Origin of the sequence: Eubacterium sp. BL-380-WT-2B, from assembly GCF_009696115.1 — a bacterium.
In the GTDB taxonomy this organism is placed as follows: domain Bacteria; phylum Bacillota; class Clostridia; order Eubacteriales; family Eubacteriaceae; genus Eubacterium; species Eubacterium callanderi.
Genome location: NZ_VUMP01000015.1, coordinates 1 through 12887, shown reverse-complemented (window position 1 = coordinate 12887; position 12887 = coordinate 1). Strand labels below are relative to the sequence as shown.

17 protein-coding genes and 1 pseudogene are annotated in these 12887 nt (G+C 50.8%); all 18 read left to right on the top strand.

Annotated features, from left to right (window positions below; all coding sequences use genetic code 11):
* Nucleotides 1–161 (top strand): annotated as a pseudogene (locus FYJ53_RS21580) (PBSX family phage terminase large subunit); the annotation flags it as partial.
* An 11-nt stretch (nucleotides 162–172) separates the two neighbouring features.
* Nucleotides 173–1813, top strand: a complete 1641-nt coding sequence (locus FYJ53_RS20745) for a phage portal protein (protein ID WP_154557743.1) — start codon at nucleotides 173–175, stop codon at nucleotides 1811–1813.
* Nucleotides 1813–3444 (top strand): phage minor capsid protein, encoded by a 1632-nt coding sequence (locus FYJ53_RS20740; protein ID WP_154557742.1) that lies wholly within the window; start codon nucleotides 1813–1815, stop codon nucleotides 3442–3444. Before FYJ53_RS20745 ends, FYJ53_RS20740 begins: the two co-directional genes overlap by 1 nt.
* Nucleotides 3437–3670, top strand: coding sequence for a hypothetical protein (locus FYJ53_RS20735; protein ID WP_154557741.1), 234 nt, complete (start codon nucleotides 3437–3439; stop codon nucleotides 3668–3670). The genes FYJ53_RS20740 and FYJ53_RS20735 overlap by 8 nt, the downstream gene beginning before the upstream one ends.
* Nucleotides 3671–3726: 56 nt before the next feature.
* The gene (locus tag FYJ53_RS20730; protein ID WP_154557740.1) at nucleotides 3727–3912 is read left to right on the top strand and encodes a hypothetical protein; all 186 of its coding nucleotides are present in this window, start codon (nucleotides 3727–3729) and stop codon (nucleotides 3910–3912) included.
* The gene (locus FYJ53_RS20725; RefSeq protein ID WP_154557739.1) at nucleotides 3909–4211 is read left to right on the top strand and encodes a hypothetical protein; all 303 of its coding nucleotides are present in this window, start codon (nucleotides 3909–3911) and stop codon (nucleotides 4209–4211) included. The genes FYJ53_RS20730 and FYJ53_RS20725 overlap by 4 nt, the downstream gene beginning before the upstream one ends.
* A gap of 135 nt (nucleotides 4212–4346) precedes the next feature.
* Complete coding sequence (locus FYJ53_RS20720; protein WP_154557738.1) at nucleotides 4347–4961, top strand: hypothetical protein; 615 nt, start codon at nucleotides 4347–4349, stop codon at nucleotides 4959–4961.
* 12 nt (nucleotides 4962–4973) lie between these two features.
* On the top strand, nucleotides 4974–5996 hold the full coding sequence (locus FYJ53_RS20715; protein WP_154557737.1) for a coat protein: 1023 nt from the start codon (nucleotides 4974–4976) through the stop codon (nucleotides 5994–5996).
* A gap of 15 nt (nucleotides 5997–6011) precedes the next feature.
* A complete protein-coding gene (locus FYJ53_RS20710) occupies nucleotides 6012–6380 on the top strand; it encodes a hypothetical protein (RefSeq protein ID WP_154557736.1) in 369 nt (122 codons plus the stop codon).
* Nucleotides 6377–6727: a DUF6751 family protein gene (locus FYJ53_RS20705; protein WP_154557735.1), complete on the top strand. Its 351-nt coding sequence runs from the start codon at nucleotides 6377–6379 to the stop codon at nucleotides 6725–6727. The genes FYJ53_RS20710 and FYJ53_RS20705 overlap by 4 nt, the downstream gene beginning before the upstream one ends.
* Nucleotides 6727–7167, top strand: coding sequence for a minor capsid protein (locus FYJ53_RS20700; protein WP_154557734.1), 441 nt, complete (start codon nucleotides 6727–6729; stop codon nucleotides 7165–7167). Before FYJ53_RS20705 ends, FYJ53_RS20700 begins: the two co-directional genes overlap by 1 nt.
* Nucleotides 7164–7625 (top strand): chloramphenicol resistance protein, encoded by a 462-nt coding sequence (locus FYJ53_RS20695; protein ID WP_154557733.1) that lies wholly within the window; start codon nucleotides 7164–7166, stop codon nucleotides 7623–7625. Before FYJ53_RS20700 ends, FYJ53_RS20695 begins: the two co-directional genes overlap by 4 nt.
* Nucleotides 7626–7637: 12 nt before the next feature.
* Nucleotides 7638–8126, top strand: coding sequence for a hypothetical protein (locus FYJ53_RS20690; protein ID WP_154557732.1), 489 nt, complete (start codon nucleotides 7638–7640; stop codon nucleotides 8124–8126).
* A gap of 41 nt (nucleotides 8127–8167) precedes the next feature.
* Entirely contained in the window at nucleotides 8168–8404 is a 237-nt protein-coding gene (locus tag FYJ53_RS20685; protein ID WP_154557731.1) for a hypothetical protein, read from the top strand.
* A 24-nt stretch (nucleotides 8405–8428) separates the two neighbouring features.
* Entirely contained in the window at nucleotides 8429–8815 is a 387-nt protein-coding gene (locus tag FYJ53_RS20680) for a hypothetical protein (protein ID WP_154557730.1), read from the top strand.
* Nucleotides 8812–9426 carry a bacteriophage Gp15 family protein gene (locus FYJ53_RS20675; RefSeq protein WP_154557729.1) on the top strand — a complete coding sequence of 205 codons (615 nt, stop codon included), beginning with the start codon at nucleotides 8812–8814 and terminating at the stop codon, nucleotides 9424–9426. Before FYJ53_RS20680 ends, FYJ53_RS20675 begins: the two co-directional genes overlap by 4 nt.
* A gap of 39 nt (nucleotides 9427–9465) precedes the next feature.
* The gene (locus FYJ53_RS20670; RefSeq protein WP_013381479.1) at nucleotides 9466–9981 is read left to right on the top strand and encodes a hypothetical protein; all 516 of its coding nucleotides are present in this window, start codon (nucleotides 9466–9468) and stop codon (nucleotides 9979–9981) included.
* 263 nt (nucleotides 9982–10244) lie between these two features.
* Nucleotides 10245–12887, top strand: a 2643-nt coding sequence (locus FYJ53_RS20665) for a tape measure protein (protein WP_154557728.1), incomplete at its 3' end; no start/stop codon positions are given.

Sequence of the window (12887 nt, the reverse complement as noted above, 5' to 3'; positions counted from 1 at the left end):
ACACCATCAAAGAATTCAGCTCCTACACATGGGACGAAAAAGCCGTTGACCGCGGCGAGGACAAGCCGGTTAAGGAATATGACCATGCCATGGACGCGGTGCGGTATTTCTGTTACACAATTATCCGCAGACGTTCTAAAGATATCATGCAATCAGAATAAGGAGTGCATCAATGAGCATAATCACAAAAATCAAGGAGGTGTTCAGGCGCTTGTTTACAAGGCAGAATATTCAAAGCAAAATCAATACCACGATCGCCGTGTCCGACAAAATGGCCGCTGCCATTGACCTGTGGACACGCTGTTACAAGAACCATCCGCCCTGGCGGTATGACGAAAACGGCAAGGAAAAAGTGAAAACCCTCAACCTGCCGGCTATCATTGCCAGTGAGTTGTCAAGACTGGTCACCACTGAGCTTGAGAGCTCGGTGGAAAACAAAACATTGGACGAAGCTTATCAGACCGTTGTCCGGGACCTGCGCCATTGCTGTGAACTGGGCTGTGCCGGCGGAGGTCTGGCCTTCAAGCCAGTACCCGAAAATGGCCGGATCAGCGTGGACTACGTCTCAGCAGAAAGCTTTTTTCCCACAGACTACGACACCAACGGAGACATTACCGGCGCCATCTTTGTGGATAAGCTTACCAAAGGCGATACCGTCTACACTAAGCTGGAACAGCACCGGCTAGAAGGCAAGCAGTACACCATCCGCAACTACGCCTTTAAAAACGAAACCCAGGACCCCGATGTTACCATTGATCTGGGGCGGCCGATCCCGTTAACAGACGTCCCAGAATGGGCAGCCGTCGAGGAAGAAAAGGTCATCGCCCCGGTGCTGGCACCACTCTTTGCTTATTTTAAGATGCCGGGCACCAATCCCATTGACAAGACCAGTCCTCTGGGCGTGTCCTGCTTTGCGAAAGCCCTTGAGCAGATCGAACAGGCCGACCGACAGTACGACCGGCTGCTGTGGGAGTACGAAGGCTCCGAACTGGCCCTTGATCTACCTGCAGACTGGTTTGCTTTCGATGAGGTAAAACAAAAGTGGCGCCTGCCAGAGGGGAAAGAACGGCTCTTCAGAGTCCATGATATGGATGATGATGAGAACAGCCGGTACAACATCTTCTCCCCGGCCATCCGGGACGCCAGCCTGTTCAACGGCCTTGACAACCTGCTCAAACGAATCGAGTTCAACTGCGGCCTGTCCTACGGCACCATCAGCGATCCCCAGAACGTGGATAAAACCGCTACGGAGATCATCAGTTCAAAGCAAAGGCTTTACAGCACTGTCAAAGATATCCAGCTGGCCCTGGAGGACGCCTTACAACACATGGTCTACGCCATGAGCGTGTGGATGAACCTCAGTGGCCAGACCGTGCCCGTTGGTCCAGAGGTCACCTTCAACTGGGATGACTCCATTGTGATCGACAAGCAGGCCGAGCTGCTGGCCATGCAGCAGGATGTGGCCAGCGGGATTCTCAGACCGGAAATTTATCTGGCGAAGAAGTACGGCGTCACTGAAAAAGAAGCCCTGAAAATGATGCCAGATACCGAAGAAACCGTTGACGAGGGCCTGACCGTATCCGACCCCAACAGCGGAGGGAATACAGATGAAATCAAACATTCCGATGAGGTGGAAGCCGCGGAAGAGATCGCCGGCAAAACTCTGAATGGTGCCCAGACTCAATCCCTTTTGGGGATCATCGGCCAGTACAGCAAAGGCGAGCTAACGCTGGGTCAGGCAATTAACCTCATCTCCGTTGCCATTGGCATCAGCAAGGAGGAAGCCAAAAAGATCATTGAGGGGTCTGAATAATGCTGACCCCAGAACAATATGACCAGATTGCCGACCACTTGACCGGCCTTTTCCAGGACCTGGAGGCTTTCATCATCCAGGACTTTGTCCGGCGGGTCACCACCGCAGGCACCATCACCGAAACCGCCCGGTATCAGCTGATCAAAGCGGAACAGATGGGGTTGAGCACCCAGGCCATCAAAGAAGCCCTTCAACAGGCTTTAAACATCTCAAACGAAGAAATCGACCACCTGTTTAAGGAATGGGGCCTTGAAGCCATAAGGGTAGAAAACGGCATTGCCAGCCAGGCGGGGATTGATCCCGTAACACTGGAAACCCACCCGGAACTCGGTCAGATCATCGATTCCGCCATCGACCAGACAAAAGGCGAGCTGGTCAACATGACCGGTACCCTGGGTTTTGCGCAGAAGATCAACGGCAAGATTGTCTTTACCGAGCTGTCCCAGTATTTTCAGAAAGAAATGGACTTTGTGCAGATGCAGGTTCAGAGCGGGGTTCTGGATTACAACAGCGCCATAAGGCAGAGCGTGAAACGCATGGCCGACAGCGGGCTTAGAACAGTCGACTATGCCAGTGGCTGGAGCAACCATCTGGACGTGGCTGTAAGGCGGGCAACCCTCACCGGCGCTAACCAGATGTCCGGCAAGCTGACCGATGCCCTGGGCGAAGAGATGGCCTGCAATTTCGTTGAGGTCACGGCCCACGCCGGGGCCAGAAACACCGGCAGCGGTCCTGCGAACCACGCCAGCTGGCAGGGAAAGGTCTATGCCCGGAAAGGTGAGACAACAGAGTATCCCAACCTCGCGAAGGTAACCGGCTTTGGTACGGGCCCGGGGCTGAAAGGCTGGAACTGCCGACATGACTATAACAACTTCTGGCCCGGTTATTCCGAACGCACCTGGACGGGCGAAGAACTGGCCAACATTGACCCGCCGCCCTTTTCCTACAAAGGCAGGGAGTACGACTATTACGCCGCCAACCAACGGCAGCGCGCCATTGAGCGCGCGATCCGGAAAACCAAGCGGGAGCTGATCGGCTATGACGCAGCTGGAGATAAGGAAGCCTTCACCGCTGCCAGTATCAAGCTCCAGCGGCAGCGGCAGGAATACCAGAGCTTCAGCAAAGCCGCAGATCTGAGGCAGAAACCCGAACGGCAGCAGGTGTACCGGTTTGATCGTAAGATTGGTCAGAAGGCCACACAGGCCAGAAAAAAGGTTGTAGATAAAGCCAATCAGCAGTATAATAAGGGTAGCGAAGAAGCCAATGTGAATGCATACCAGCGGGATGAACAAACGCGAAAGAAAATCCGTGAAGACTATCCCAAAATGATTCTGGAAGGGAAACAAGGTAAGCATCTGATTGGTCATAACAACTACACCAAAGGTAAGAGTTACCTGACGATTTCCCTTGAGGAAGCGCAACGGCTTGTTGATCAATACGCGGGTACGGGAGAAATAAAGCGTGACAGTAAAGAGAAATGGACGCATAAAGAGTTTATAACCCTTGATCACGTGATTGGGGTGGTTGTTGATCCAGAAACTGGTAAAAAAACCGAAACGCGCCGATGCGCCATTCACTATTCAAATAAAGGCACACATATTGTGCCCGCAAAGGAGGTCGAGAATGCTTAGTCCAAAGGAAAAAGAACTGTATGACAGCGTAGGGAAGCGGATAAAAGCGACAATCGCCCACGATGATGTATTCATCGGTCATTGCACGGAGTTTACAGACGCCTATGATAATGAGCCTGAGGAAGCCAGTATTACACTCAGAGACCCTGAGAAAAACGGAAAATCTTTCCCTGGGTTGATTGAGCTTTTCCTCAACGAAATCAAAAGTATTGAAGTTTTAGACTAACCACCAACCGGTAAAGCGGAAGGTGGTTTTTTAGTGCACCAAATAAGGAGAAAACCATGCGATTAGATTTTATGCCCTATGATTTTTGTAAAATGAACTGCCCTCTGCAGAACCTTGTGATTGAAACAGATATATGCGGACACGCAAGCGACCCCTATAAAACATACAAAAACTCGCTGGAATGCACCAACCGCGAAGCATGCCGGGCATTTCTGGCATTTGAGAAAGGCAGCGAAAAATGAATTTACCAAAAAAAGTAAAAATTGGCTGGAAAGAATATAAGATTTTAGAGCAGCCACCAGATGAAGCCTTAATTGACGGCGGTACCATCTGTTACGGCCAGGTTTTTTATGACCGACAGGAGATTTATATCAACAAAAATTACCGAAAGAAACACAGGAAGGCAACGCTGCTGCACGAGGTGATTCATGCCATTGACGAGCAATACAGCATTGACTTAAAAGAGGAGCAGGTTGTCAGTCTTACACACGGCCTTATGTCTGTTTTAAAGGATAATCCTGAAATTTTATCCAGGAGGTGATCCCAAATCTCGCCAAAGACGTGCGTCAACGTCTTATTTTTATACTCAAATCCGGGACCGTCCCTAAGTCGCGAAACTAAGGGAGCACAGAGGACGCGACCCTCGCGAAAAAAGCGCAGTGCTTGAAAGGAACACATGAAACGATCAACCCTTGAGGCCATGGGCCTTGAAAAAGAACAGATTGACCAGATTCTGGATGAGAACAGCGCGGACATTGGCAGAGAACGGGCCAAGGCCGACGCGAAGCAGGAAAAAATCAGCGCACTGGAAGGCGAACTTTACAAGAAGGACGCAGAGATTGAAGCATTCAAAAAAGCAGACCCCGAGGGCTTAAGAAACAAGCTGGACGAGCTGCAAAAGAAGTATGACACGGACATCGCAGCCTGGGAGGAGAAAGAAGCCAAACGCACCTATGAAGAACGCCGCGCCGCTTTCTTTGGTGATACAACCTTTACGGATGATTACACAAAACGCGGCATATTGGCTGAATTCGACGAAAAAGGCTTTGACTATGACGAAGCCTCCGGAACCTTTAAAGACGCGGATACGTGGCTGTCTGAGCTGAAAAACAGCGTCCCGACCGCCTTCCGCGACCCGAAGACCATTCCTCAGATTGTGACCCCCTCCAAGGGTGACCCTGGGGACATGAGTATCACCGCGGATCAATTCAAGAATATGACGTACATGGAAAAATTAAAATTCAAAAACGAACAGCCGGATGTCTACAAGACATTTAAAACGGCTGAGTAAGGAGATTAAATTATGGCAGGAACTTTTTTAAACTACCCCTTTGACGAAGAACTGTTTATGCAGGCATGGGCCGAAGAACCCGATCCAAAGCTTACCGCGCTTTTAAACAGCGGCGTCATGGTGGAGGATGCGACCATTGCATCGCAGATTCAAAACGATGGGAATCTTTACACGATCCCATTCTATAACATCTTATCCGGCGATCCGGCGAACTACGATGGCCAGACCGACATCCCGACCAGCGAAACCTCTGGTGACGCACAGACTGGGATTGTTTATGGCCGTACCCGCGGCTTTACCGCCAGGAACTTCGTGGCTGAGCTTTCAGGCGCTGACCCGATGGCCCACATTGCGGGATCCATTGGCCGTTACTGGAACAAATACCGCCAAACCGTGCTCATTAACATCTTAAATGCGCTCTTTGGCATCACCACACCAGCTGACTGGAAAAACCATACCGCCGAAGACGTATCCGCAACCGCCGATCCGGCGTTGATTACCGCGACCCACCTCAACGACATGGCAACCCAGGCTTGTGGTGATAATAAAAGCATTTTCCGCATGGCGATCATGCACTCCAATGTCGCAAAAACCCTGGAAAACCTTCAGGTGCTGGAATACTGGAAACAGACCGATGCCAACGGCATCCAGAAACCCGTAGGGCTGGCTTCCTGTAATGGATACTCGGTCATCATCGACGACAGTGTACCGGTTGAAACCGTGGGCGGAGAAGGCGCGAACAAGGCGCTGAAGAAGTACACGACCTATCTGCTCGGTGAAGGCGCATTGAGACACGCAAACGGTCGCCTGGATGTGCCCGCAGAACCTGTACGGGAAGCGGCGAAGAACGGTGGTCAGGATACCCTGTACACCCGGATCCGCGAAACCATCCACCCCAATGGCTTTAGCTTCATCGTGCCGAAGTCCGGCTGGACCCAGTCCCCGACCGATGCACAGCTGGCCGCAACCGCTAACTGGGCATGTAAGTTCAACCCGAAGGCGATTCCGATCGCGAGACTGATCACCAACGGTTAAGAAGGAGGCGTAAACATGATTTACGCAGATTTTGAGTATTACCGAGACGTCTTTCATGGGACGAAGATTAAGGAACAAGCAGAATTCGAGGGTCTTGCGGTCAAAGCGACCGCGGACCTCGACAGGCTGACCTTTGGGCGGATTGACCCAGAGGCACCCATCAGCGAAGCGGTTAAAAACGCTATGTGCGCAATAGCCGAAACCCGAAAAGCCTATGAATCGGGAGAAGCTGGCATTGCATCCGCCAGCATCGGGAAAAAGTCGGTGACCTACGCAAATGCGAACAAGCAGACCTATGAAAAGGACAGCTACAAAGCCGCTTACCCGTTTCTGGTCAACACAGGCCTGCTTTACCGAGGGTTTTACCCGGGTGAAAGCCGATGATTGAGCCCAACGCCGATATCACCATCGTCCATCTGAACGATGAAGGACCCCCGGATACCGACCATGTCTATGGCGTGGATTGGCAGGGGGAGCGCAAAACCAGTGTTACGGACAACGGCCTTCAGGCAGCGGATGTGATTACCATCTTTATTCCAAAGAGCAGTAAAGACACGATAACCATGCAGAAAGCCGATTTTGTGGTGCGGGGGATTAAAACCTACAACGAAACAGGTAAAGCCCTGCGGCGGGCTCTGGAAAAGGATCAGGCCGTCACCATCCTTTCGATAGTGGACAACCTGGATTTCAGACCTGAGTTACTCGCCCACATTGAACTGGGGTGTAAATAATGGCAAAAGGGACAAAAATCCGTCTGGAAATGGACAGCGCCCACAAGATTCTGTCCAAGCGCAAGCTGGGAAAGGGCGGTGAAGCCCAGAAGATGCTTTTAACAGAGCTTCGGGCAAAGACTGACCCTTATGTGCCCATGGATACCGGGCATCTCAAGAATACGGCCCGCATTGTCCCGTCAAGGGGACAGCTGATCTACCCGGGACCTTACGCGCGGTACCAGTATTACGGCAAGGTCATGGGGCCGAACATCCCAATTATGCAGGATGGGATGCTGGAAGGGTTCTTTTCAAAAGCCCCGAAAAAAATGACGAACAAGAAACTGAAATATGCCGGCGCACCCATGCGGGGCTCCCATTGGGCTACCCGAGCATGGGCCGCCCGGGGTGACGCCATTGTGAGGGCCGTGGCCGGCATGATTGGAGGAAAAGCAAAATGAAACCCTTAATCGAGGTGGTGCGGGACTTTATCAAGACCTGCCCTTATCTGCCGGAATTTGAATCCGGCGTGAAGCAGATCGGCGTGGACTTTCTCGGGGAAGACCCGGAGACCTACGTGGTTGAGAGCATGCCCGTGGATCCGGTGGTCAAGACGTATGTTAATGGTGATGCGGAAAAGCAGTTTGGCTTTATCTTTGCCAGCAAGGAGTACTATGGCCGGGACGCCATCATCAACATTGAAAATCTTGGCTTTTACGACAACTTCGCTCTGTGGCTGACCCAGCAGACCATGTTTAGGAAGCTGCCGGACCTTGGCGGCGAGCGGACCGCCCTGAGTATGGAAGCCACCCTGACACCCTATCTGTTTGACGTGGATCCTGACGCGAGCGTTGCCCGTTACCAGATCCAGTGTGTATTAAAATATTTTGAGCCGGCGCCAGAGCAGCCCGGCATGTAAGGAGGAACAGCAATGGAAAAACTCATGCGGTACAATATCGCGGATTATTTAAATATCGGAACCGATTCTGAAGAATACGCCCTGATGGGCACAGGCTTTAACAGTCTCAACGAAAGCCCCAACGCCCAGGTGGATACCAAGGCCTATATTAATGATAAATCGACCTCATCCACCACTACGGGCTACCAGGGGCAATTCCCTTTTGAAGCGGACATGATTAAAGATGAACGGGCCCTCATGAAGCTCTATGAGATTGGGCGCAATCAGAAGACCGGCGCGGACGCCGAAGTGGACTACGTGCGCGTGGAACTCTTTGAGCCGGTCGCCAGCAAGGACAACACCTTTAAGGCGCGCAAGTTCCGATGCTCCACTGAAATTTCGGACATTTCCGGTGAAGGGGCCCAGCCTCTGGTACTCTCCGGCAACCTGAACCAGGTGGGTGACCTGATCGACGGCGAGTTTAACACCACCACCAGGACCTTTACACCTGCGGGGGAGTAAAAACCCCGCTGAAGGCCGTCTCAATCGCTGGGACGGCCAAGGTGGGGCAGACCTTAACCGCTAATATCGACCCGGCTGATGCGACTGCGACTTACCAGTGGAAGGTTGCTGACAGCGTGAGTGGCAGCTATAGTGATATCCCGGAAGCGACGAATAAAACCCTGCTTCTCGCGGCCGAACAGCAGGGCAAGTTTATAAAAGTAGAAGCAACGGGTACCGGAAAATTTGAGGGTACCAAACTGAGCGCTGCAACCGCAGCCGTGGCCCCGCAGGCCTGAGTAATGAAAGTGAGGAAGTAAACAATGAGTAGATTTACCTTTAGCCAGAGCGCGATCCCAATTGATATAGAAGACCAGCATTTTGAGATTCCCTTTAACCAAGGGCTCTTTGAGAAAAAAGACAAACTGCTGAAAGAAGCACAGAAAACGCTGGAGGCGACCAATGCGGACAGCGACGAAAAAGAAACCCTTGACCGCGCCTTTAAGTTCTTTAAAAAGGCACTGGATGCGTTTCTTGGAAAAGGCGCCCATGATAAAATCTTTGGCAGCCGGAAACAGGACGTCATCGAGGAGACCGATGTGCTCTACTTTGTCATCGGCCAGATCAATGCTTACGAGCAGAGCCGTTACCAGCCGCAAAATGCCAAAGCGCCCATGAACAGGCCTGCAAAAAAGAAGAAAAAGAAATGAACCCCTTAATTGAGGACTTACCCGTCACGGTCTGGCTGGACGGCGTGGAATACCCATTGAACACGGATTTCCGCACCTCCATTGAGTTTGAGACCTGCATGCTGGATCCGAAGCTGACTTATGAGGAGCGGCAGGAAAAAGCCCTGGTCTTATATTTCGGCGGCATCCCCCGGGATGTTGAGGCCGCCCTGGAGGCAATACTGGCCTTTTACCGCTGCGACCCGGATTTTAGCATTGAAAAGGCCCAGGAAGAGCCGACAAAACCGGAACGTCCCATCTATTCTTATGAACGGGATTTTAAGTATATTTACGCCTCTTTTCTGGAGCAGTACGGCATTGACCTGTACGCCACCGAATACCTGCACTGGTGGAAGTTTAAGGCCATGTTTGAGTCCCTAAACGACACCACCCAGATGAAAAAGATCATGGGTTACCGCTGCGCGAAGCCCGAGAAAGGCATGTCCCAGGAGCAGAAGAATGAAATCAAACGGCTGCATCGCATATGGGATCTGCCCCTCAATGAGGTGGATCAGGCGGAAGAGGATGAATTTACCAAGATTTTGATGGGCGACGGAAATATTGATGCTTTCCTTGCACAATCCCGCGAATGATAGTATAATTTGTTTATATTATTATGGGGGGTAAGTGAAGTGGGAAAGAAAGTTGAAAAAGAACAGACTTATATTGGCGGAAAACTCATCAGTGGGTTACCTCAAAGTAATAGCCAGAGTCATTTTACGTTTAAGTTCGAAGAGAACAGATTAAAAATAACTGAGATCATTTTTAAAATGTTCAAAAAGGATGAAGAACTTCAAGTTTTTTGGCTCGATATGGACAAAATAATCTCTATTGATTTAATCACCGAAGATAATATTGAAGAAAAACAAAAAAGCGTCGTAGGCCGCGGAGTAGCAGGTGCAATTTTATTCGGACCTGTTGGCGCAATCATTGGATCAGCATCTGGAACTAAATCTAAAAAGACAGTGGAAAAAACGGGAGTTTTAGTTTTTTCGTATTACGGAAAAGACGAAGATGATATAAAAACAATTAATGTCTCGATTGTTAGTCAAAATATTCCTGTTGCGAATAAATTCATTAATTATTACCAAATCCATTATGTGAAGGATACATTAGAACAAAACGCAAACGGTGATATCATATTATAAAAACACAAGCCACCTTCAATGGTGGTTTTTTATTACCCGAAAGTTGGTGATAAACATTGAAAAGAAAGTAAAATGCCCACACTGCGGGTATAGCATGCCTCTCACATACGACGAGCAGTCGGAGTGCAGGGGTCTTTTTATTGCCTGCAAAGGGCGAAAATGTAAGAAAACATTTGAAATAAAAATCATAAACGGAAAACAAGTCAGGTAGTGCCATTATGTGCCGATGACGGAATCACAGCAATACAAAGGTGGTGAAGACATTGGCCGATGGCAAAATTATAATCGAAACCGGGGTCGACTCGAAAGGGGCAGAGAAAGACCTATTTAAATTTAAAAATACGGCTGAAAAATCATTTCAAGGAGTTACGAGCAGTGCCAAAGGCGCCGTCGAAGGTATCAAAAAGATTGCCAGCGCAATCGGCCTGGTGACTGTCGCATCAGCGGCAATCGGCCTGATTCGAGGCTCAATCGACAAAGCCTTTTCCCGCATGGATACCATGGACCAGTTCAACCGGACCATGACCGCTATCACGGGAAACTCCGAAGCAGCCGGAAAGGCGCTGGAGGAGCTCAAAGGTATCACCAAAGGCACAGCCTACGGCCTGGATGTGGCTGCCAAAGCGACCCAGGACTTTGTGACGCGTGGTCTGGATATCCACCAGGCGACCGAGCAGGTGCGTATCTGGGGCGACGCGGTAGCTTTTTACGGCGATGGTAGCTCGGAACAGTTTGCTAACGTCTCGGACGCACTGGCGAAGATGCGGACCAAGGGCAAAGTTGAGATGGATCAGCTTGACCGATTGTTTGACGCTGGGATTGACGCGGTGGGCATGTATGCCCAGGCAACCGGGCAATCCTCAGCGGAAGTCCAGGACGCTTTGTCTAACGGTAAAATCAGTGCTTCGGATTTTATCGATACGGTCTCCAAAGCTATGGAAGAGGGCACCAACGGTGTTTTAAGCATTGCAGGTGCCGCCAAAGAGGCAGGAATGAGCTGGGGCGCGGTTTTTGATAATATGCGCGCCGCAGTAGCTCGTGGGATTGAGTCGGTTATAAAAGCCATTGATGAAAGTCTTGCAGCCGCAGATCTGCCAACTTTGAAAGAAGCCATTGCGGGTGTTGGTGATGCGTTTGAATCCGGGCTAAAAAATGCTGCGGAAAATATTATTCCTAAGCTAATTCAGGGGTTATCCTGGTTGTTGGATAACGGATACGAAATAGGCGGTATCATATCCAGCATTGCTTCAGCCTTTATCGCCTTTAAAGCAGCAACTGTAATATTTGGTATTATCGGAAAGGTCAAAGAAGCAGAAGGAATTCTCGGTGCGTTAGGTGCTGGTATATCAGCGCTTGGTGGCCCAATAGGACTTGTAATTATTGCTGTTGCGGCATTGGTCGGAGCCATCATCTACCTCTGGAACACCAACGAAGATTTTCGAAACGGTGTTATCAACATCTGGAATGGGATTGTCTCCTTCTTTACCGAGACCATCCCAAACGCTTTTAACAGCCTCATTGAGTGGTTTAAAAGCAATTGGGCGGGGATCGGGCTATTTATTGTCAATCCAATCGCCGGGGCTTTGAAGCTACTCTATGACAACAACGAAGGTTTCCGGGAGTGGGTTAACAATCTCTGGGCGAACATCAAAAACGCCTTCCAAAACGGTTGGAACAGCATTGTCGCCTTCTTTACAGAAACCATTCCAGCCTGGATTGCCAGCGTCGGTGAGTGGTTCAATCAACTGCCTTACCTGATCGGGTACGCTCTGGGTTACGCGCTCGGAACACTGGTCCAGTGGGGCGTGAACGTCTGGAACTTTTTTACCCAGACTGTGCCGCAGTGGATTGCCAGCGTGGGCCAGTGGTTCTCCGAACTGCCCGGCCGGATAAATGAGTGGCTGGTCAATGCCTTAAGGCGGGCCCTCACCTGGGGCATCAACATGAAGCTTCAGATGCGCCAGGCGGCCATTGACGCGATTAATGCGGTCATCGAGTGGTTTAAGGAGCTGCCCGGTCGGGTGATGGCGTGGTTAGAGCAGACGATCTCCAACGTGGTATCCTGGGGCTCGAACCTGTACAATTCTGCCAAAGAGGCTGCCCTCAACCTGGTCAACGGCGTGATCGAGACCATCACCTCGCTGCCCCAGAAGGTCCAGGAAATCGGCCGAAATATTGTCGAGGGGATCTGGAACGGCATCAACGGGGCTGTGGGCTGGATCAAGGAAAAGGTCACCGGTTTCGCGAATGGCCTGCTTGACGGGGTGAAAGACGCCTTAGGCATCCACTCACCATCAACGCTCTTCCGGGATGTGATCGGCGTCAACATCGTTCGAGGCATCGGTGCGGGGTTTGAAAGCGAACTGCCCAGTTTAAAGAGCGCCATCGCAGCTGGCGTATCCGGTCTGAGCGCCGACGCCAACGTGGACGTCAAAACCACCATGACCAGTGTGGCACCCGTCCCTGTGGAAGAGACCGCCGCGGAAGGCAAGCAGCTTTCCAACCAGTGGACTTTGATTAAGCAAAACGTTCACGGCATCGTGGACAAGCTGCAGCAGGGAGTCCAAGGGAAATTTAATGTAACTTACAACACTGTAAACAGCCTGACCAATACTTTCACAGGTCTTGTGGCGCAGCAGTGGCAGTGCATGTTGTCGCAGATCACCGCGGTTTTAGACCGGATGTACAGTACTTCTGTGACAAAGTTTAACGGATTAAAGAGTGCGATTCTTTCCATCATGGGCGATTTACCTTCGCAAATGTATGGTATTGGCGCCAGCGCCATTGACAACCTGGTCTCTGGCATTAACTCCAGGCAGGAAGACGCCAACAACGCGGCCAGCAGCCTGGTACAGTCCGTGGTGACCAAATTCAAGGAAGGCTTCGGGATCAACTCACCTTCTAAA

Excerpts from the sequence above, each read along its gene's own strand:
- FYJ53_RS20715 (WP_154557737.1), top strand. The coding sequence starts at position 4,974 with ATGGCAGGAACTTTTTTAAACTACCCCTTTGACGAAGAACTGTTTATG.
- FYJ53_RS20740 (WP_154557742.1), top strand. The coding sequence starts at position 1,813 with ATGCTGACCCCAGAACAATATGACCAGATTGCCGACCACTTGACCGGC.
- FYJ53_RS20700 (WP_154557734.1), top strand. The coding sequence starts at position 6,727 with ATGGCAAAAGGGACAAAAATCCGTCTGGAAATGGACAGCGCCCACAAG.
- FYJ53_RS20705 (WP_154557735.1), top strand. The coding sequence starts at position 6,377 with ATGATTGAGCCCAACGCCGATATCACCATCGTCCATCTGAACGATGAA.
- FYJ53_RS20735 (WP_154557741.1), top strand. The coding sequence starts at position 3,437 with ATGCTTAGTCCAAAGGAAAAAGAACTGTATGACAGCGTAGGGAAGCGG.
- FYJ53_RS20680 (WP_154557730.1), top strand. The coding sequence starts at position 8,429 with ATGAGTAGATTTACCTTTAGCCAGAGCGCGATCCCAATTGATATAGAA.
- FYJ53_RS20695 (WP_154557733.1), top strand. The coding sequence starts at position 7,164 with ATGAAACCCTTAATCGAGGTGGTGCGGGACTTTATCAAGACCTGCCCT.
- FYJ53_RS20745 (WP_154557743.1), top strand. The coding sequence starts at position 173 with ATGAGCATAATCACAAAAATCAAGGAGGTGTTCAGGCGCTTGTTTACA.
- FYJ53_RS20720 (WP_154557738.1), top strand. The coding sequence starts at position 4,347 with ATGAAACGATCAACCCTTGAGGCCATGGGCCTTGAAAAAGAACAGATT.
- FYJ53_RS20710 (WP_154557736.1), top strand. The coding sequence starts at position 6,012 with ATGATTTACGCAGATTTTGAGTATTACCGAGACGTCTTTCATGGGACG.
- FYJ53_RS20730 (WP_154557740.1), top strand. The coding sequence starts at position 3,727 with ATGCGATTAGATTTTATGCCCTATGATTTTTGTAAAATGAACTGCCCT.
- FYJ53_RS20690 (WP_154557732.1), top strand. The coding sequence starts at position 7,638 with ATGGAAAAACTCATGCGGTACAATATCGCGGATTATTTAAATATCGGA.
- FYJ53_RS20675 (WP_154557729.1), top strand. The coding sequence starts at position 8,812 with ATGAACCCCTTAATTGAGGACTTACCCGTCACGGTCTGGCTGGACGGC.
- FYJ53_RS20725 (WP_154557739.1), top strand. The coding sequence starts at position 3,909 with ATGAATTTACCAAAAAAAGTAAAAATTGGCTGGAAAGAATATAAGATT.